The organism is Herbaspirillum huttiense, from assembly GCF_047300815.1.
In the GTDB taxonomy this organism is placed as follows: domain Bacteria; phylum Pseudomonadota; class Gammaproteobacteria; order Burkholderiales; family Burkholderiaceae_D; genus Herbaspirillum; species Herbaspirillum huttiense_A.
Genome location: NZ_CP178608.1, coordinates 4,058,806 through 4,078,132, shown reverse-complemented (window position 1 = coordinate 4,078,132; position 19,327 = coordinate 4,058,806). Strand labels below are relative to the sequence as shown.

Sequence of the window (19,327 nt, the reverse complement as noted above, 5' to 3'; positions counted from 1 at the left end):
TGGCGAATGGGGCGAAAAAGGGTCGTCTTGTCCGTATCTGTATAAACCGGCTGGGTGATCAGGTGAATTATTCTTCGATCACGGCATTGGTATAGAGCTCCTGGGTATCGTCCAGGTTCTCCAGCGCATCCAGCAGCTTCTGCATCCTGACGCCGTCCTCGCCCGCAAACACGGTCTCGGTGGAGGGCTTCATGGTGATCTCGGCGACTTCGGCCTTGAAACCGGCGGCTTCCATGGCGGACTTCACGGCCGAGAAATCATTGGGTGCGGTCAGCACTTCGATGCCGCCTTCGTCGTCGGTGAGGACGTCTTCGGCACCGGCTTCGAGCGCGGCTTCCATGACGGCATTCTCATCGGTACCGGGCGCGTACATCAGCTGGCCACAGTGCTTGAAGAGGAAGGCCACCGAACCTTCGGTACCCATGTTGCCGCCGAATTTGGAGAAGGCGTGGCGCACTTCGGCCACGGTCCGCACGCGGTTGTCGGTCATGCAATCGACGATGATGGCTGCGCCGTTGATGCCGTAGCCTTCATAGCGCACTTCTTCATAATTCACGCCGTCCAGGGCACCGGTGCCGCGCTGGATGGCGCGGGTGACGTTGTCCTTGGGCATGTTGGCGTCGGAGGCACGGTCCACGGCCAGGCGCAGGCGCGGGTTGGTGTCCGGATCGCCCCCGCCCATGCGGGCGGCGACGGTGATTTCCTTGATGAGGCGGGTCCAGACGCGACCACGCTTTTCATCCTGACGGCCTTTACGGTGCTGAATATTGGCCCATTTGCTGTGTCCAGCCATGTTCAATCTTTCCTGCGAGAGGGTGGGGCCAGAACCGTCCTGCCTGCGCAAGCCGCGCCTGAAAGCGCCTCGGCAAGACCGGCGGGCGCGGGCAGGGCATCGCTGCAGCAGGGGGACCCGGCATCCAGGGCGCGATAATGCATTTCCTGGCGCCATGTTCTGACTATAATCGGGCGGGCATTTTACCATACCGCCACCCCGTCATTTTTGCCTTGAAGGCTCAGTCGAGATGATTAATCCGCTTCCCATCGCCACCCATCCCGGCGGGCAACTGTGCCTGCTGCCGCAACTGGCCAACCGCCACGGCTGCATCACGGGTGCCACCGGCACCGGCAAGACGGTCACCCTGCAGGTGCTGGCCCAGGCCCTCTCCGACATCGGCGTGCCGGTCTTCATGGCCGACGTCAAGGGCGACCTCTCCGGCTTGGGCCGGCCCGGCAGCGCATCCCCCAAGACCACCGCACGCCTGGCCCAGCTGGGCCTGCCCGAGCCGGCCTGGGCCGCGGCCCCGGTGGCGTTCTGGGACGTCTACGGCGAATTAGGCCATCCGGTGCGCGCCACCGTCTCCGACATGGGCCCGCTGATGCTGGCCCGCATGCTCAACCTGAACGATACCCAGCAGGGCGTGCTGCAGCTGGTGTTCAAGATTGCCGACGACCACGGCCTGCTGCTGCTCGATACCAAGGACCTGCGCGCCATGCTGCAGCACGTGGGCGAGAATGCGGCGCAGTTCAAGACTGAATACGGCAACATTTCGGCCGCCAGCGTGGGCGCCATCCAGCGCGGGCTGATCGCCATCGAAGAGCAGGGCGGCGACCAGTTCTTCGGCGAACCGATGTTGAACATCGAGGACTGGATGCAGACCGATGCCCAGGGACGCGGCATCATCAACATCCTCGCCGCCGACAAGCTCATGAATGCGCCGCGCCTGTATTCCACCTTCCTGCTGTGGATGCTCTCGGAACTGTTCGAGCACCTGCCCGAAGTGGGCGACCTGGACAAGCCCAGGATGGCCTTCTTCTTCGATGAAGCGCACCTGCTCTTCGATGAGGCCCCCAAGCCGCTCTTGCAGAAGATCGAGCAGGTGGTGCGCCTGATCCGCTCCAAGGGTGTGGGCATCTACTTCGTCACGCAAAATCCGCTGGACATCCCCGACACCGTGCTGGGCCAGCTCGGCAATCGCGTCCAGCACGCCCTGCGTGCCTACACGCCGCGCGACCAGAAGGCCGTGCAGGCCGCTGCCGAAACCTTCCGTCCCAATCCCCTGGTCAATACCGCCCAGGCCATCACCGAGCTGGGCGTGGGCGAGGCGCTGGTGTCCTTCCTCGATGAGAAGGGGCGGCCCAACATGGTCGAGCGCGGCTATGTGCTGACGCCGGCCTCGCAGATCGGCCCCCTCAGTGTGGAGGAACGGCGTGCCCTGATCGCATCTTCGCTGGTGGCCGGCGTCTACGAACAGGCCATCGACCGCGAATCGGCCTATGAGCGCCTGAAGGGACGCGCTGTCCAGCAGCCACAGGCAGCGCCTGCTCCGGCGCCGCAACCAGTCCCCGCTCCAGCCGATGACAATGCCTGGGGCGCATCGGCAGGCCGCAGCGCACCGGCCCCTGCCAGCACCGCGCGTCCCAGTGGCGGTGCACGCATGCCGCAGCCACAACCCGCTCCACAGCCACAGTCACAGCAGGATCAGGGCGGCGGCCTGGGCGATCTGCTCAAGGATGCCGCCGGTGGCATCTTCGGCAGCGGCAGCGGCAATCGCCGCAGCGATTCTCCCCTGCAGGCCATGGTCAAGTCGGCCGCACGCAGCATCGGTTCGCAGGTCGGACGCGAACTCATTCGCGGCGTGCTTGGTTCGCTGATGAAGAAGCGCTGACGCGGTGCTGCGCCCGCCCGCGCGGCGCGTGCGCAGCCCAGGGTTTACAATCGCGGCCATGACTGCCGCCCCCACCCCCGCTCATTCCACCCCGCGCCAGGCCTTCCTGGGCGGGCTGCTGCTCGCCATCATCGGCGCCATCTTCTTTTCCGCCAAGGCCATCGTGGCCAAGCTGATGTACCGCTATCAGGTCGATGCGGTCATGGTGATCACGCTGCGCATGCTGTTTTCCTTCCCCATGTTTGCCGCCGTGGCGCTCTGGAAAGCCCGCACCCAGCCGCCGCTGGCGCGGGCCGACGTGCTGCGCATCGTGGTGCTGGGGCTGATGGGCTATTACCTGTCGAGCTTCCTCGATTTCCTCGGGCTGCAATACATCTCGGCCGGGCTGGAACGATTGATCCTGTTCCTCACGCCTTCCTTCGTGATGCTGATCGCCTTTTTCTTCTTCAAACGCAAGGTCGGCTGGATCGAATGGGCGGCGCTGCTGGTGTCCTATTTTGGTACCGTGCTGGTGCTGCAGCATGACCTGCATACCGGCGGCAGCAACGTCATCCTCGGCAGCGCCCTGGTGCTGGGGTCGGCCCTGAGCTATTCGATCTACCTGATCTCTTCCGGCGAACTGGTGCGCCGGGTCGGGGCGGTGCGGCTGGTGGCCTATGCCATGTGCGTCTCCAGCGTGGCCTGCCTGGTCCAGTTCTTCATCTTGCGCGCGCCCGCCGACCTGGTCACGCAGGTGGCCCCGGTGTACCAGCTTTCGCTCTTCAATGCGGTGTTCTGCACGGTGCTGCCGGTGTTCCTGACCATGGTGGCGGTGGCCCGCATCGGCGCTCCCACGGCCGCCCAGGCGGGGCTGGTGGGGCCGGTCTCGACGCTCTTCATGGGGGCCGTGCTGCTGGATGAACCGATCACCGGCATCCAGCTGGCCGGCACCGCCCTGGTGCTGGCGGGCATGTGGCTGCTGTCGCGCAAGAAGCGCTGAGGCGTTCTATACTGCCTCTCGACTTATTCGACATGTGAATGTTCAGGCTTGAAATCCACCCAATACAAGGAGACCCAGATGGCAAAAGCAATCCGCATGAGCAAGACCGGCGGCCCCGAAGTCATGGAATACGTGGACGTGGAAGTGGGCGAACCGGGTCCCGGTGAAGTCCGCATCCGCCATGCCGCCGTCGGCCTGAACTTCATCGATTGCTATTTCCGCTCCGGTCTCTATCCGCAGCCGCTGCCAGCCGGCCTGGGCCAGGAAGCGGCCGGCACCATCGAAGCGGTGGGTGCGGGCGTGGCCGGTTTCCAGGTCGGTGACCGCGTGGCTTATGCCGGCCGTCCCAATGGCGCTTATGCCGAAGCGCGCGTGATGCCGGCCGACATCCTGGTCAAGCTGCCGGATGCCATCAGTTTCGATACCGCAGCGGCCATGATGCTGCAGGGCATGACGGTGCAATACCTGCTGCGCCAGACCTATGCCGTGCAGCCGGGCGAGACCATCCTGTTCCATGCGGCTGCCGGCGGCATCGGCCTGATCGCCTGCCAGTGGGCGCGCGCCCTGGGCGTGAACCTGATCGGCACCGTCAGCAGTGATGAGAAGGCGGCCCTGGCCAAGCAGCATGGCGCGGCCCACGTCATCAACTACACCACCGAAAACTTCGTCGAGCGCGTCAAGGAAATCACCGGCGGCAAAGGCGTGCCAGTCGTTTATGACGCCATCGGCAAGGACACCTTCACCGGCTCCCTGGACTGCCTGCGCCCGCGCGGCATGATGGTCAGCTTCGGCAATGCCTCCGGTCCGGTGCCGCCGTTCGGCGTGTCCGAACTGGTCTCGCGCGGCTCGCTCTTCCTGACCCGCCCCTCGCTGGGCAACTATGTCGCCACCCGTCCCGAACTCGATGCCACCGCCGGCGACCTGTTCGACATGGTCGAGAGCGGCAAGATCAGCATCGAGATCAACCAGCGCTATGCCTTGAAGGATGTCGGCCAGGCCCATGCTGACCTGGAAGGCCGCAAGACCACCGGTTCGACCATCCTGATCCCGTGATGGCCGCCTGATCGACCGATGACCCAGCCACAAGAGGAATCCTCATGGACCAGCCCCCGCGCGACCCCGGCCTCGACAATCCCATGGGCCATCCCCCCGAGCAGGCGGCCGGCGCCGACGGCTCGCCCAAGTTCGGGCGGCTGTTGGCGGTGCTGATCTGTGCGGTGCTCATGATCGTGGTGATCACCTTCGCCAGCGAAGCCTATTTCTCCTGATTTTTCGCCGGATATCGAAATTCTTCGGTACGGATCTCGCAAGTTATCGGGGTTTACCCAAGACTATGCGTGGATCACGCATTTTTCTTCGTCTTGATCGTCAAATGCTGCCTTCGGCCCTGGGGTGATTTCCTTCACACCCAGGTCTCCGGGGAGAACATTTTTGGCGGGAGAGGACGATGGGAAGGAGCTGGCACGCGGTCGCCGTCTGGTGCGGCCGCCTGGCATGGGTGATGGCGTGTTGCCTGCAGGTGGCGCTGGCCGCCGAGAACGGGATTAGCCCGCAAGAGATCGTACTGGGCCAGTCCGCGCCCTTTACCGGGCCGGCCGCCGAGGTCGGGCGTGATTTCCAGGAAGGTGCGCGCACCTATTTTGCCCAGGTCAATGCCCGAGGCGGCGTGTACGGCCGCCGCGTGCGGCTGCTGAGCCTGGACGACCGCTACGAACCCGAACGTACCCTGGCCAATACCCAGCAACTGATCTGGCGCGACAAGGTGTTCGCGCTGTTCGGTTTTTCCGGTACGCCCACGGTGCTGGCGGCACTGCCGGCCATCCGCGAAGCCGGCATTCCGCTCATTGCCCCGCACACAGGCGCCTCCGCCCTGCGGGAACCCTTCAACCGCCTCATCTTCCACGTACGCGCCGGCTACGAGCAGGAAACCGATTTCCTGTTGCGCCAGCTGCAAGGCACCGGACGGCTGCGTGTGGCGGTGTTCTACCAGGACGACGAACTGGGCCGGGCGCTGCTGGAGAACCTGCGCCAGCGGGCGGCCGTCTATGGCCTGACCGTGGTGGGGAGCCACCCCATCGAGCGCAATACCGATGCCGTGGTCGCCGCGGCCGAACAATTCATGCAGATGCGCCCGGATGTGGTGATCCAGGCGGTGTCCTATCAACCGGCGGCCGCGCTCATCCTGCGCATGCGGGCAGCGGGCTACCTGGGCGGTTTTTCCCACTATTCCTTCGTGGGCAGCCAGTCGCTGGCCGCGCGCTTGAAGCAAGGCGGGGTCGGCACCGAGATCACGCAGGTGGTGCCCTTTCCCAACAAGGCCAGGCTGCCCATCGTCTACGAATACCAGAAGGCGGTCGAACGCCACGGCGGTGCCGGCTGCAACTTCATCGGGCTGGAGGGCTACATCGCCGCCCGCGTGCTGGTGGAGGGTTTGCGCCGCGCCGGCCCGCAGCTCACGCGCGCCGGCCTGATCCGGGCGCTGGAGAGCATCACCCCGGCCAACTATGATGGCGGCGGCTTCAGCCTGCACTTCAGCCGCAACGATCACAGCGGCTCGGATTTCGTCGACCTGACCGCCATCGGCAGCGGCGGACGCTTCATCAATTGAGCTGCGCGGGCCGCGCCAGCAAGCCGGCAGGGTGATGGGCTACACTGTGGCGCTGTGTCCGGCACTGGCCGGGACACCATGACCACCCCATTGCAAGGAGATGCCGTGTCCGGCTCCCGTTCGCCCTCGCTGGCTGCGCCCCATTACTCGGGCGTGGCCCTCATTGCCGCCTGCAGCGCCGGCTTCCTGTGGGGGACCGGTGCCCTGGTGGTCAACATCCTGATCGCACAATACGGCTTCGCCCCGGGGGATATTTCCTTCTGGCGCTTTGCGGTCGGTGCCGTGTTCCTGTGCCTGGTGTTCGGCAGGCGCATCCACCTGCCGACCCTGCGCGCGCTGTTGCTGCCGGTCGTGCTGGCGGGGACCACCATGGCGGGTTACGTGCTGTTCTGGTTCCTCGGGATCGAGCGCATCGGTGCGGCCATTCCCACGCTGATCGCCCTGTGCCTGCCGCCGGTGTTTTCCACCGTGATCGCGCTGCTGCGCGGACAGGAGAAGCTGGACTGGACACTGGCGGCGGTGCTGGCCGCCGCGCTGGGCGGTACCGTGCTGATCGTGGCGCGGCACGAGACGAATGGCGCTGCGGCATCGGGCCAGACGGACCTGCTGATCGGACTGGCCTGTTCGGTCGCCTCGGCCTTGCTCTACACCGGATTCACGATGGTCAGCGGGCGGCTGTCCACGGCCTTGGGTGCCGGGCCATCGGCCACCTGCCTGACGGTGGTTGCCGCCCTGGTGATGGGCCTGGCCAGCCTTGCGCGGCCGCTGCACTGGCCCAGCGGCTTGCCGCCGCAAGCCTGGTACCTGTACCTGGGCGTAGTCACGGCGGCGCTGGCGCTGCTGGTGTTCAGCTGGGGCGCCGCGCGTCTGACGCCCACGGCCCTGACGGTCGCGACCCTGATCGAACCGCTCACGGCAGTCCTGCTGGCCGCCGTATTGCTGGGCCAGACCCTGAGCGCCACCCAATGGCTGGGCGGGGCGCTGTTGTTGCTGAGCATCTGGGGCCTGGGCAAGCGGCTCGGGCGGGCGCCGCACGGCTGAGCCGGATCAGTTTTCAGGCTGGCCGTTCTTGTCGACCTTGATGCGGATGTGCCGCGCCACCCCGCTGGGGCCGGGGAAGTCCTCGAAGGCCGCGCGCACCATGGCCGGCATGGCGGCCGTCAATCCGGCGCGCTGGCCTTCGCTGTCCACCACCACGTCGAACAGCTTCTTGCCGTCGCCGGCCTGGCTGATGCCGATCTGCAGCCGGCGCAGGAAGACCGGATAACTCGTGGTCTGCATCGGCCCGCCATCCCAGAAGGGGTCATAAAACGGTCCGTAAGGGCCGTAGAAGCCGAAGGGACGCGGCCCGAACGGGCCGAAGCGTCCCCAGCCCGGACCGTAGAAGTAGGGATCATAGGCCGGCCGGCTCACCACCACCTGCTCGGTATTCATCCCGTAGCTGAAGCTGACCTGCAATTGCGCCGCCTTCACATCGCGCGCCTCGGTAAAGCCGAGGAATTGCAGTTCCTGCCGGATCAGCCCGGCGTAATTCTGGTATTGCAGGTCATTCTCCTGTTCCTTGGCAGGGGCGAAGGCATAGGCGCGCTGGTTGTAGTTGGGCGACCAGGCGTGGAAGGACGTGACGTTGCTCTCGATCACCGAGGCGCAACCGGACAGCAGCAGGCTGGCCGCTGCAAGAAGGGGATAAAGCCAGCGTTTCATGAACGAACTCCATCAGAAAAAGGCCAGGCACCGGGCAACAGGCTGGGGGCCATGGGAAGGGCGCTTGCGGGGCGATATGAAGCAAAAGGCAGAAAGCCGGGCCTCGTGAGACCCTGCGCGCGGCCATTTTGATCCCCCCGTCGAAAGCGATCGCCGGAAAATCCCGCTGCGCCTGCCTGCTCCGCCCCAATCTGGGGCAAGTGCCGGTTCCGCCATTGTACTGGCCAGGGGCCGATATGAACCATGCTTCCCGCCAACAGTCCCTGACGGAGAAGAGCGCGGCAAATCCGGCCTATTCCATTCGCGCAGTGCGGGATGATTGGTAAAATCGGGTTTTTGCTGCACCTGAATTGGCTTTGTGCTGTCTTAGCCTTCACCTTAGCCCTCATTTTCTGACCTCCATTTCCCTTCCCGGACAGGCCTCCATGCGCACCGATACGCCCCAGACGATCTACCGTAAAGACTACGCCGCTCCCAATTACCTGGCTGACACCGTCGAGATGGGTTTCGACCTCGATCCCGCTGACACCCATGTGGCCACCCGCATCACCCTGGCCCGCAACCCGGCCGCCAAGGGCCGCGACCTGATCCTCTTCGGCGAGGAGCTGGAACTGGTGGCCCTGCGCCTGAACGGCAAGACGCTCTCCCAGGCCAAGGGCGATTTCCGCATCGCCGGCGGCGTGCTGACCATCCCCGCCGCCCCGGCCAAGGTGACGCTGGAGATCGAGACCCTGGTCCATCCGGACCGCAATACCTCGCTCATGGGCCTGTACGTGTCCAACGGCAATTTCTTCACCCAGTGCGAAGCCGAAGGTTTCCGCAAGATCACTTACTTCCCGGACCGTCCGGACGTGATGGCCAAATTCACCGTCATGCTGCGCGCCGACAAGGCACGCTATCCGGTGCTGCTGTCCAACGGCAACCTGATCGAAGAGGGTGAGCTGCCCGATGGCCGCCACTACGCCAAGTGGGAAGATCCGTTCAAGAAGCCCTCTTACCTGTTCGCCCTGGTGGCCGGCCAGCTGGTCTGCCAGGAAGAAACCGTGCGCCTGCACTCCGGCCGCGATGCGCTGCTGCAGGTGTGGGTGGAAGAGGGCAACCTCGACAAGACCCAGCACGCCATGGAGTCGCTCAAGAACAGCATCACCTGGGATGTGGAACGCTTCGGCCTGGACCTCGACCTGGACCGCTTCATGATCGTGGCGGTGGGCGACTTCAACATGGGCGCCATGGAAAACAAGGGCCTGAACATCTTCAACACCAAGTACGTGCTGGCCAATCCGCGCATCGCCACCGATGTCGACTTCGCCAACATCGAAGCGGTGGTCGGCCACGAATATTTCCACAACTGGACCGGCAACCGCGTCACCTGCCGCGACTGGTTCCAGCTGTCCCTGAAGGAAGGCCTGACCGTCTTCCGCGACCAGGAATTCTCGGCCGACATGATCGGCAGCGACAGCGGCCGCGCCGTCAAGCGCATCGATGACGTGCGCGTGCTGCGCCAGGCGCAGTTCCCGGAAGATGCGGGCCCGATGGCGCATCCGGTGCGTCCTGACTCCTTCGTCGAGATCAACAATTTCTACACCGTCACCGTCTATGAAAAGGGCGCTGAAGTGGTGCGCATGTACCAGACCCTGCTGGGCCGTGACGGCTTCCGCAAGGGCATGGATCTGTACTTCAAGCGCCACGATGGCCAGGCCGTGACCTGCGACGATTTCCGCGCCGCCATGGCCGACGCCAATGGCCGCGACCTCTCGCAATTCGAACGCTGGTACAGCCAGGCCGGCACGCCGCTGGTGCAAGCCAGCGCGGACTACGACGCCAAGCGCAAGACCCTGACCCTGACGCTGGAACAAAGCTGCCCGGCCACGCCCGGCCAGAAGAAGAAACAGCCCTTCCACATTCCGGTGGCCGTGGGCCTGCTGGATGCGCAGGGCCGTGACCTGGCGCTGACCCTGCAAGGCGAGAAGAAGGCCGGCGCCACCACCCGCGTGCTGGAACTGACCAAGGCCCAGCAGAGCTTCACCTTCATCAACGTCGATGAAAAGCCGGTGCCGTCGCTGCTGCGCGGTTTCTCCGCGCCGGTGGTCCTGCAATACGACTACAGCGATGCAGAACTGGCCTTCCTGATGGCCCACGACAGCGATGCCTTCAACCGCTGGGAAGCCGGCCAGCGCCTGGCCACGCGCCGTTTGCTGAACCTGACGGTAGCCGTGCAGGCCGCGCGCCAGTCGGGCCATGTGGTGGCGGTCGATACCGTGCTCAACAACATCGAGCACGATGGAGCACTCGCTGACGCGCTGCGCGCCACCCTCAAGGACGAGTCGCTGGACCCGGCCTTCCGCGAACTGGTACTGACCCTGCCGTCGGAAACCATGATCGCCGAACAGATGGAAGTCATCGACCCCCACGCCATCCACGTGGCGCGCCAGTTCCTGCGCCGCTCGCTGGCGCGCGCACTGCGCGATGACCTGCTGGCCGTGTATCGCGCCCACCAGACCCCGGGTGCCTACAGCCCCGACGCCGCGTCGGCCGGTCATCGTGCCTTGAAGAACGTGGCCCTGTCCTACCTGGCGGAGCTGGATGATGAAGAAGCCATGGCCCTGGCCCAGCAGCAGGACCAGGACGCCAACAACATGACCGACCGCCTGGCCGCACTCTCGGCGGTCTTGAACAGCGCCGCCCCCGGCAAGAGCGAAGCCCTGCAGCGCTTCTATGCCGAGTTCGAACAGGAAGCCCTGGTCATCGACAAATGGTTCACCCTGCAGGCCACCGCCCGCAATGCCGACGTGAACACCGTGCGTACCCTGACCGAGCATCCGGCCTTCACATTGAAGAATCCGAATCGCGCACGCAGCCTGATCTTCAGCTTCTGCAACGGCAACCCCTCGGCCTTCCATGCGCTGGACGGCAACGGCTATGCCTTCTGGGCCGAGCAGGTGATCGCCTTGAACGGCAGCAATCCGCAAGTGGCCGCGCGCCTGGCGCGCAGCCTGGACCGCTGGCGCAAGTACACCCCGGCGCTGCAGGAAAAGATGCGCCTGGCCCTGCAACAGGTTGCAGCCACCCCCAAACTCTCGCGCGATGTGGCCGAAGTCATCACCAAGGCCCTGGCCGATTGATCTGTCAGACAGATAATTGACCCCTCACTCATTCATCCGATTCATTAAATAAAAACCACTGCAAGGAAGACCACCATGAAACGTATCAGCCTCACGCAACACCTGATCGAGCAGCAGCGTCTGCACAACAAGATCCCGTCCGAACTGCGCCTGCTGATCGAAGTCGTCGGCCGTGCCTGCAAGTCGATCTCGCATGCGGTCGGCAAGGGCGCGCTGGGCGAAGTGCTGGGCAGCGCCGGCAGCGAGAACGTGCAGGGCGAAGTGCAGAAGAAGCTGGACGTGATCTCCAACGAGATCCTGCTGGAAGCCAATGAATGGGGCGGCCACCTGGCAGCCATGGCCTCCGAAGAAATGGAGACCATCCACCGCATCCCCAACCGCTATCCCAAGGGCGAATACCTGCTGATGTTCGACCCGCTGGATGGCTCCTCCAACATCGACGTCAACGTCTCCATCGGCACCATCTTCTCGGTGCTGAAGGCCCCGGAAGGCATGACCGAACCCAGCGAGCAGGACTTCATGCAGCCCGGCACCAAGCAGGTCGCCGCCGGCTATGCCGTCTATGGCCCGCAAACCGTGCTGGTGCTGACCACCGGCGACGGCGTGCACTGCTTCACGCTGGACCGCGAAATGGGCGCCTGGGTGCTGACCCAGAAGGACATCAAGATTCCCGAAGACACCAAGGAATTCGCCATCAACGCCTCCAACCAGCGTCACTGGTTCCCGCCGGTCACCCGCTACGTCGATGAAATGCTGGCCGGCTCCACCGGTCCGCGTGGCAAGGATTTCAACATGCGCTGGATCGCCTCCATGGTGGCCGACGTGCATCGCATCCTGAACCGCGGCGGCATCTTCATGTATCCCGCCGATGCGCGTGAGCCGGGCAAGCCGGGCAAGCTGCGCCTGATGTACGAAGCCAACCCGATGGCCTTCATCGTCGAGCAGGCCGGTGGCGCCGCCACCGATGGCCAGCAGCGCATCCTCGACATCCAGCCGGAAAAGCTGCACCAGCGTGTGGCCGTGTTCCTGGGTTCGAAGAATGAAGTGGACCGCGTGACGGCCTATCACAAGGCGTAAGCCCGGCGATTCTTTCGTCCGTTGCACAAACGAATGCCGCCGGGCTTGCGCCGGGCGGCATTTTTCATGTCTGCTTTTCTGTGAGGATTTCTGTAGCGATTGCTGCAGGGATTTCTGTACGGGTTTTTCAGAACTTGACCGGTGGCAGCTCCGCCTGGGCCAAGCGCACCTGATTGCGCCCACCGTGCTTGGCCTCGTAGAGCGCGGCATCGGCGCGGCCCACCAAGTCTTGCACCGCGCGTTCGCCGGGCGCCAGCAATTCCATTGCACACACGCCGGCGCTGACGGTCACCACGCCGCGCGGATTGCTGCGATGTGGCAGGTCCAGTGCCTGGATGCCGGCGCGGATCTTTTCGGCCACCTGCATGGCCCCGGCGGCGTCGGTCTCGGGCAGGAGCATCAGCATTTCCTCGCCGCCATAGCGCGCGGCCAGGTCGCCCGGGCGGCGCTGGCGTTCCTTCAAGAAGGCACCGATGCGGCGCAGGCATTCGTCACCGGCCTGGTGGCCATAGCAATCGTTGTACTGCTTGAAGAAATCGACGTCGATCATGATCAGCGACAGCGCCGACCCGCTGCGCAGGGCGCGCCGGAATTCCGTTTCCAGCACCGTATCGAGATGGCGCCGGTTGGCCAGCCCCGTGAGTCCATCCTGGTGGGCCAGCAATTCCAGGCGCTGGTTGGCCTGGTGCAGTTCTCCCATGACCTGCAGCGCGCGGTCCTCGGCGGCCAGGCGCAGTTCGATCTGGCCGATCAGGCGCCAGCCGAACAGGCCGATGATGAGCAGCAGCAGCACCACGGCGGCCGCATAGAAAATGGTCTGCTGGCGCCACGGGGCCAGGGCTTCGTCGCGCGCGATGGTCACCGTCACCATCAGCGGGAAATCCTGCACCGGCTGGTAGGACACGTAGCGGTCCACCCCGTCCAGCGGCGAATGCAGCAGGGTGTGGCCGCTCTGGCGGCCGGCCAGGACCTGGCCTACGGCCGGGTCCTGGCTGAGATCGCGGTTGATGTAGGCAGGGGTGAAGGGTTGGCGCGTGAGCACTGTGCCGGGCAACAAGATGAGCAGGATGGAGCTGTCGCGGCCGATCTCCACCGTCTGGTACAGCGCATTGAAGTGATCCAGCCGCAGGGTCGCCAGCAGCACCCCGGCAAAGCGTCCGTCGGGATGGTTCAGGCGGCGCGACATGGGGATGATCCACTGGTCGGTGCTGCGGCTGATGAGGGTCGGATGGATGTGCGGCTCGGGATCGTCGTGATCGCGGTGATAGAAGAAATAGGCGCGGTCGGCATTGTTGGCATCGGCCGGCCGTGGCCGCGACGAACTGGCAATGCGATTGCCCTGGGCATCGTAGATGTAGAGCCCGTCCAGCTGCGGCATCTCGCCGGCCATGCGGCGCAGGATCGGTCCCATGTTGCGCACTTGCGCACTGTTGACGCCCACTTCGTCGATGCGGTCGCTGATGTTGATGAGCGCCCCGTGCGTGGCCTGGAAGACGTCATAGGCATGGCGCGCCAGGGCACGGGCAATGTTGCTGGAAAAGATGCGGGTATTCTCCAGTTGCGTGGTGCGGGCCTCGATGCTTTGCCAGAGGTGGCCCACGGCGATGGCCACGCAGATCAGCACGACGAACAGCCGCGCCCGCCGCGCCACCGAATGGCGCGCCACCCGCCCTGCCTTTGCCAGCATTGGCCGCATGTGATGTGTCTCCCCCTCTGGCCGGCCTGATCCCTCCCCAGGGTTGACCGTTTTAACCAGTATAAGGAGAAGCGCCGGCCGCGCTGGCCGCGATCAGTCCGCGAAAAAGCCCTCAATTCATGGGCTGGACCGCCGGCCGGCGCATCAGCTTGACGCTGTGCAGGGCGGTCAGCAGCACCGACAGCCAGATCGGCACATAGGTGCCCAGCTGCGCGGCCTGCAGCGTCTCGCCCAGCACCGCCATGGCCACCAGCACCAGCAACACCGGCTCCACATAGCCCAGGATGCCGAACAGGCCCATGGGCAAGAGCTTGCCGGCGCGCAGGTAGCTGGTCAGCGCGATCATGCTCAATATGCCCAGGCCGGGCAGCAGCAGCCACATGGCCGGCGTGTGCAGGGTGGGCAGCGTTGCGGGGCTGAGCATCAAGGCCGCCAGCGAGGGCAGCGCCAGCACCATCAGTTCCACCGCGAAGATGAGCATGGAATCGAGCCGGATGCGCCGGCGCAGCATGAAGTAGGGCGGATAGCCCAGCGCCACCGCCAGCGTCGGCCAGGAGAAGGCGCGCGTCATCCACAGCTCGTGGGCCACGCCAATGCAGGCGCACAGGACCGCCAGCCGCTGCAGCAGGTCCATTTTCTCGCCATAGTGGAAGCGCCCCACCAGCACCATCGACAGGGGCAGCATGAAGTAGCCCAGCGAGACTTCCAGTGCCCGGCCATTGACCGAGCCCCACAGGAAGAGCCATTGCTGCAGGGCCAGCAGGGCCGCCATCAGCACCAGCAGCGCGATACGCGTGGGGCTGGCCAGCAGCTCGCCCATGGCCGCGCGCAGGCGTGGCAGTTCGCCGCGCCAGGCCAGCAGGCCCAGCACGCAGAGCAGGGTGATGAGGATGCGCCAGGCGAAGATGTCCGTGCCATCCAGGGGCGCGAGCAGGCGGGTGTAGCCGGAAAGGAAGGCAAACAGGGAAGAGGCCAGTACGGACAAGCCGATGCCGCGGCCGACAAGTTGAGGATTCATCGCAGGACCAGGTGCGCGCGGCGCAAGGAAGAGGCACCGGCAAAAGCGCGATTCTACGGCATGCCGCGTGCGCAGGTGGGGCCCATGCAAAAAGCCCCGGCCTGGGCCGGGGCTTTGAGGTCGACGCGAGCGAAGAAAATTACGCGCCCGGGGAGGTGCCCAGCGGGCCGTCCTTCTGTTCACGTGCGTAGTTGTTGGGGCGGCCATTGGGGACTTCATAGCTCTTGCGGTCGACATAGCGGCCGTTCTCGCCGCTTTCCTGCATGGCGGCCGGCGAGCTGGTCTGGTCGCCCTGGTAGTTGTAGTACTGCGACTGCGAGGACGAGGACGACGAGTCGTATTGCTGCTGCGGGTTGCCCTGCATGGTGCTGCCGCCCTGCTCATAGGACTGGGCATAGGCGCCGGTGGCGAAGGTGGCGGCGGCCAGTACGGCGGCGGTGAGGAAGGTCTTGGTCATGGCTGTTCTCCTTTATCCTTGGTTACGCATTCGTCATGGCTGAATGCAATCGGGACTTCAGTGGCGAATGCGTTCTTGCATGCATCCACAGGGTTGGCCTTCGTTTCCAAGGGCTTGCTGCATTCCCTGAAAACTTGGTTTCATCATAGGAAGCCGGGCCCGCTGCGGCAGTCGGAAAGCCCAGCATCTTCTTGTCGGACTTTTCGCGCGCGTCTGACAGCCGGGCCGGGCCGTGAGCGGCGCAGCAAACCGGTTTTTCGATTGATGCAAACTTGAGGGATATCCAGCTCATCAATGCACAATGCGCATCAGTCCGGATTTTGTAGCGAGTCGTAGTGCGAGCAATTTGTTTGATGTGCAAGGCCGGGCGCGTCAGTCTTCAGGCTGACGCGCAACGGTGGTTTCGTTACCAAACGTATCACTGCGTCATTTCCGCGTCGCGCTCTGATCCGGAACAGGGCAGTTGCAGACGACTGTGGTAAAAACACGTTTACTCTCACGCTGCGCGAAATACGTTTTGGCATGTGGCACAACCGGGTTATTCTCAACGGCAGAGGAATTGCTCGCACCGCCCGCCCAGGGTTGCGTGATGAAGCAAGCAACAGGGGGAACCATGTACACGAGATCCTGCGCCGCGATGCTGGCCGTGCTGGTGGCGCTGAGCGCGCCAGCGGCAGCGCGGGCGGCCGATTGCAGCAAGGTCGTCATCTCGGCCGACTCCGATTACGCGCCCTTGCACTGGTATGACGGCAAGCGCCTTACCGGCGCCAGCATCGAGATCGCGACGCGCGCCTTGAGCGCACTCAACATAGCTTACGAGGTCCGTTACGTCGGCCCCTTCCAGCGCGTGCTCAAGGAAGCTGAGAGCGGCGAAGTGGCCATGGTGGCGTCGCTGAAGAACACGCCGGAACGCCAGCAATACCTGGCCTATGCTTCGGTGCCGCTGTTTTCCAATCCGATTGCGGTATTCGTGCCGCGCGACAAGCGTTTTGCCTATGCCGGCTGGAAGGACCTGGTCGGCAAGCGCGGTGCCATCACGCTGGGCAACCAGTTCGGTGGCGGCTTCGATGAATTCATGCGTGACAACCTCATCATCGAGACCGCGCAGAAGTTCTACATGAATTTCACCAAGCTCGATTCGGGCCGTATCGACTACCTCATCACCGGCTACTACACCGGCGTCATCTACCTGAACCAGACCGGCCAGACCGACCGCTTCATGCCGCTGCGGCCCTTCGTCAGCGAGAGCGACAACTACATCGCCATGAGCCGGGCCAACCCCTGCGTGAAGCTGCTGCCGCGCATCAACGCCCAGCTCGACGCCATGCAGAAGCGCGGCGAACTGCGCGCCGTGCTGCAAAGTTTCGAGAGCGACCTGCGCATCGATTCGGCCACGCAGGCCGAGGGCGGCCGCGCCAAGTGAGGCCGTGGCAGCATCAGCCGGGCGCGGCGCGGGCAGGCTGATGGCCGTTTGCGCTATGGCGCTTTCATGGCAAGATGCAGGCCGGTCTTGTCCGACTTACTTAGTGCCAGAAAGCGCCACCTTGCCACGCCGTCCCGCCATTGCCGTCGACCCCCGCTATCGCCCTCTCGATGCCGAGCAGGAGAAGCTGGTGCTCGACTACATCGAAACCCATCTGCAGGACAACATCATGGTGGCCACCCTGGCCAGGATGTGCCAGCTTTCATCGAGTTGCTTCAGCCGCGTCTTCAAGGCCAGTACCGGCTACACGCTGTGCCAGTGGATGCTGCGCCAGCGCCTGGCGCGTGCCCGCACCTTGCTGGCCGATTCCCGCCTGAGCGTGGTGGATGTGGCGGTGGCGGTGGGTTTTCATGACCAGAGCCATTTCCTGCGGCAGTTCAAGCGGGTCACGGGGATGACCGTGCAGGAGTGGCGGCAGCGCGCTGCGGCCTGAGTGCATATCGGCCGGATGGGCGCGTGCGGTTGATGCGCCGGATCGATGAATCGCACCTGATTGATCGATTGCGCGGATGAATGTCATGCGGGCCAATCGCGCCATGCGACGCTTCGCGGCCCGTTCCAAAGCAAAAAGCCCGCAACAGCTTGCGGGCTTTCTTTTTATTGCCGAAAGGAAATGGCGGAATGGCGGCGATCAGCGATAGAACGGCTCGACTCGTCCCTTGAGCTTGGTCAGCATGGGATTGCCCTTGCGGTCCAGGGCGCGGCCGGCCGGGATCTTGATCCAGCCTTCGCTGATGCAGTACTCGCTGACGTTGTTGAATTCCTTGTCGTTGAGCTTGATGCCGATGTCGTGCTCGAAGATGGCCGCATCGTAATGCGGGCTGCGGGGATCGATGCTGAGGCGATCGGGGAGGGCGGGGCGTTGTGCGGTATCGTTCATGGCCGCGATTATCGGACATAAGAACCGCCAAGACAATGGCCCTGCGGCCGGCCGTGCTGCATCCTCCTACCGTCCCCGGGGCGTTCTCCGACACCAAGGCTGGCCGGGCGCTGATAGCGCCGCCGCACCACAGCGCGCATGCTGCAGGCAGTTGACTTTGCGCGAGGACGTATGCGATCTACCGTCGAGGAAATGCAGGCCGCCCGCTCGGCCGCCCAAGCCTACCGCCACCAGGGCGGCCCCCTGCAGGCTGCACAGGTGTATGCGCAGCTGTTCGTGCCCACCCCCGATGAGGCCGCCCTGGCCATGGGGCGCGACTACCTGGCACAGCAAATGGAGCAGGCCGCCAGCTTGCCCTGCGACTTGCCCGATGACCCCGCTGCCTTGGCCGCGTGGATGGAGGCGCGCGCCACCGAGGTTGGCCTCGCCTATGAAAACTACCTGAAAGAGCGCCAGCAAGGCGCACCCCGCCGCTACTTTAGCGGCCGGGCCCATGCCCTCAATTTCCTGCGCCGCGTGGCGCCGACCAAGCTGGTCGATGGCGCCTGGCTCTACAGTGCCGTCAAGCGCTGGCGCGACCCGCTGTTCCGACCGCTCATTCTGACGTACCTGGAGGAGCTGGGCGATGGCGACGCCGCCATGAACCACGTGACACTCTATCGCAGCCTCTTGGCGGCCAATGGTTGCGAGCATGGACCGGCCCTGTCCGATGACCACTATGTGCAGGGCGCCATCCAGCTGGGACTGGCTCACCATGGTGAACAGTTCGAGGCCGAGGTGTTCGGCTTCAACCTGGGCTATGAACAGTTGCCGCTGCATTTGCTCATCACGGCCTACGAGCTCAATGAACTGGGCATCGATCCCTATTACTTCAGCCTGCACGTGACCATCGACAACGCCGCCAGCGGCCATGCCCGCAAGGCCGCCGAGGCGGTCGCGCAGGCGGCCGCCCAGGCTGCGGATACGCGAGCCTTCATGGCCGGCGTGCGGCGCGGCTACCTGCTCAATGAGCCGGGTGCCAGCACGCTGGGCGTGATCGGCTCCTTCTCCCTGCAGCAGGAAGTGGTGCGGGTGCTGGCCGAGAAGGCCGCGTTCGGACGCATGATGCATTCGGACTATTGCCGCATCGGCGGCAAGACGGTGAACCAGTGGCTGGAAGAACCCGAGGGCATGGCCCGCTTCCTGGAAGAGATGGAGAAGGCCAAGTGGATCACGCGTGGCAAGGAGGCCAGCGAGAGCCGCTTCTGGCGCCTGATCGATGCCGCCGGGGGCCAGATGTTCGGGGTCTTTGATGGCTACGAAAAGCAGGTCATCCGCGAATGGATCGAGGAGGGCTGGACCGACGGCCGTCGCCAGCCGAGCTTCCGGGCGCTGGCACGCGGCCGTGACAACGCCGCCGCCGAAGCCCCGGCCGTGCCGGCCCTGGCCGCGCGCGAGGTGGATCTGGATGCACTCGTGGCCGAGCTGGGGCCGGGGCGGCATCATTTCGCCCCTGGCCTGGCGGCGACCCGGCTCTACAGCGAGCGCTACCGGCGTGCTTGCGTGGCTTGAAGCGGCGCATTGCCGGATCGCAGGCGCGGCCCGGCAGTCGGCTATAATGTCGGGCCTTGGCCGCTGGCCGCCCCGCTGGATGCACG

At 64.7% G+C, this 19,327-nt stretch carries 17 protein-coding genes; 11 read left to right on the top strand and 6 right to left on the bottom strand.

Features of this window, described 5'->3' with window-relative positions:
• Nucleotides 1-67: 67 nt before the first annotated feature.
• Nucleotides 68-793, bottom strand: a complete 726-nt coding sequence (locus ACLRDN_RS18680) for a YebC/PmpR family DNA-binding transcriptional regulator (protein WP_034336305.1) — start codon at nucleotides 791-793, stop codon at nucleotides 68-70.
• 229 nt (nucleotides 794-1,022) lie between these two features.
• Between ACLRDN_RS18680 and ACLRDN_RS18675 the strand changes: the two genes are divergently transcribed.
• The 6 genes from ACLRDN_RS18675 (at nucleotide 1,023) to ACLRDN_RS18650 (ending at nucleotide 7,294) form a co-directional block, all read left to right on the top strand.
• Nucleotides 1,023-2,666 carry a helicase HerA-like C-terminal domain-containing protein gene (locus ACLRDN_RS18675; RefSeq protein WP_413457507.1) on the top strand — a complete coding sequence of 548 codons (1,644 nt, stop codon included), beginning with the start codon at nucleotides 1,023-1,025 and terminating at the stop codon, nucleotides 2,664-2,666.
• A gap of 58 nt (nucleotides 2,667-2,724) precedes the next feature.
• A complete protein-coding gene (locus ACLRDN_RS18670; RefSeq protein ID WP_413457506.1) occupies nucleotides 2,725-3,645 on the top strand; it encodes a DMT family transporter in 921 nt (306 codons plus the stop codon).
• 78 nt (nucleotides 3,646-3,723) lie between these two features.
• Nucleotides 3,724-4,698 (top strand): quinone oxidoreductase family protein, encoded by a 975-nt coding sequence (locus ACLRDN_RS18665; RefSeq protein ID WP_413457505.1) that lies wholly within the window; start codon nucleotides 3,724-3,726, stop codon nucleotides 4,696-4,698.
• A gap of 44 nt (nucleotides 4,699-4,742) precedes the next feature.
• Entirely contained in the window at nucleotides 4,743-4,913 is a 171-nt protein-coding gene (locus tag ACLRDN_RS18660; protein ID WP_166675083.1) for a hypothetical protein, read from the top strand.
• A 179-nt stretch (nucleotides 4,914-5,092) separates the two neighbouring features.
• Complete coding sequence (locus ACLRDN_RS18655; RefSeq protein WP_413457504.1) at nucleotides 5,093-6,253, top strand: ABC transporter substrate-binding protein; 1,161 nt, start codon at nucleotides 5,093-5,095, stop codon at nucleotides 6,251-6,253.
• A 105-nt stretch (nucleotides 6,254-6,358) separates the two neighbouring features.
• Nucleotides 6,359-7,294, top strand: a complete 936-nt coding sequence (locus ACLRDN_RS18650) for a DMT family transporter (protein ID WP_413457503.1) — start codon at nucleotides 6,359-6,361, stop codon at nucleotides 7,292-7,294.
• Between the two features lie 6 nt (nucleotides 7,295-7,300).
• On the opposite strand, the gene ACLRDN_RS18645 is transcribed toward ACLRDN_RS18650, so the two are convergent.
• Nucleotides 7,301-7,957 carry a DUF4136 domain-containing protein gene (locus ACLRDN_RS18645; RefSeq protein WP_413457502.1) on the bottom strand — a complete coding sequence of 219 codons (657 nt, stop codon included), beginning with the start codon at nucleotides 7,955-7,957 and terminating at the stop codon, nucleotides 7,301-7,303.
• A 425-nt stretch (nucleotides 7,958-8,382) separates the two neighbouring features.
• On the opposite strand from ACLRDN_RS18645, the gene pepN reads away from it, so the two are divergent.
• Together pepN and ACLRDN_RS18635 are read left to right on the top strand one after the other, a co-directional pair.
• On the top strand, nucleotides 8,383-11,079 hold the full coding sequence (gene pepN / locus ACLRDN_RS18640; protein ID WP_413457501.1) for an aminopeptidase N: 2,697 nt from the start codon (nucleotides 8,383-8,385) through the stop codon (nucleotides 11,077-11,079).
• Between the two features lie 75 nt (nucleotides 11,080-11,154).
• A complete protein-coding gene (locus ACLRDN_RS18635) occupies nucleotides 11,155-12,156 on the top strand; it encodes a class 1 fructose-bisphosphatase (RefSeq protein WP_413457500.1) in 1,002 nt (333 codons plus the stop codon).
• A 127-nt stretch (nucleotides 12,157-12,283) separates the two neighbouring features.
• Here the strand turns inward: ACLRDN_RS18635 and ACLRDN_RS18630 are convergent, their stop codons facing one another.
• The 3 genes from ACLRDN_RS18630 to ACLRDN_RS18620 form a co-directional block, all read right to left on the bottom strand.
• Nucleotides 12,284-13,852 (bottom strand): diguanylate cyclase domain-containing protein, encoded by a 1,569-nt coding sequence (locus tag ACLRDN_RS18630; RefSeq protein WP_413457499.1) that lies wholly within the window; start codon nucleotides 13,850-13,852, stop codon nucleotides 12,284-12,286.
• A 112-nt stretch (nucleotides 13,853-13,964) separates the two neighbouring features.
• Nucleotides 13,965-14,870: an EamA family transporter RarD gene (gene rarD, locus ACLRDN_RS18625; RefSeq protein ID WP_413457498.1), complete on the bottom strand. Its 906-nt coding sequence runs from the start codon at nucleotides 14,868-14,870 to the stop codon at nucleotides 13,965-13,967.
• A 139-nt stretch (nucleotides 14,871-15,009) separates the two neighbouring features.
• On the bottom strand, nucleotides 15,010-15,327 hold the full coding sequence (locus ACLRDN_RS18620; RefSeq protein WP_413457497.1) for a hypothetical protein: 318 nt from the start codon (nucleotides 15,325-15,327) through the stop codon (nucleotides 15,010-15,012).
• 613 nt (nucleotides 15,328-15,940) lie between these two features.
• Here ACLRDN_RS18620 and ACLRDN_RS18615 point away from each other — a divergent pair.
• The gene (locus ACLRDN_RS18615; RefSeq protein WP_413457496.1) at nucleotides 15,941-16,750 is read left to right on the top strand and encodes a substrate-binding periplasmic protein; all 810 of its coding nucleotides are present in this window, start codon (nucleotides 15,941-15,943) and stop codon (nucleotides 16,748-16,750) included.
• Between the two features lie 121 nt (nucleotides 16,751-16,871).
• The gene (locus ACLRDN_RS18610; RefSeq protein ID WP_413457495.1) at nucleotides 16,872-17,243 is read left to right on the top strand and encodes a helix-turn-helix domain-containing protein; all 372 of its coding nucleotides are present in this window, start codon (nucleotides 16,872-16,874) and stop codon (nucleotides 17,241-17,243) included.
• A 198-nt stretch (nucleotides 17,244-17,441) separates the two neighbouring features.
• Here ACLRDN_RS18610 and ACLRDN_RS18605 read toward each other — a convergent pair whose 3' ends face one another.
• The gene (locus ACLRDN_RS18605) at nucleotides 17,442-17,690 is read right to left on the bottom strand and encodes a DUF3297 family protein (protein ID WP_044530646.1); all 249 of its coding nucleotides are present in this window, start codon (nucleotides 17,688-17,690) and stop codon (nucleotides 17,442-17,444) included.
• 171 nt (nucleotides 17,691-17,861) lie between these two features.
• Here ACLRDN_RS18605 and ACLRDN_RS18600 point away from each other — a divergent pair, with 171 nt between their 5' ends.
• Nucleotides 17,862-19,241 carry an iron-containing redox enzyme family protein gene (locus ACLRDN_RS18600; protein ID WP_413457494.1) on the top strand — a complete coding sequence of 460 codons (1,380 nt, stop codon included), beginning with the start codon at nucleotides 17,862-17,864 and terminating at the stop codon, nucleotides 19,239-19,241.
• The last annotated feature ends 86 nt before the right edge of the window (nucleotides 19,242-19,327 follow it).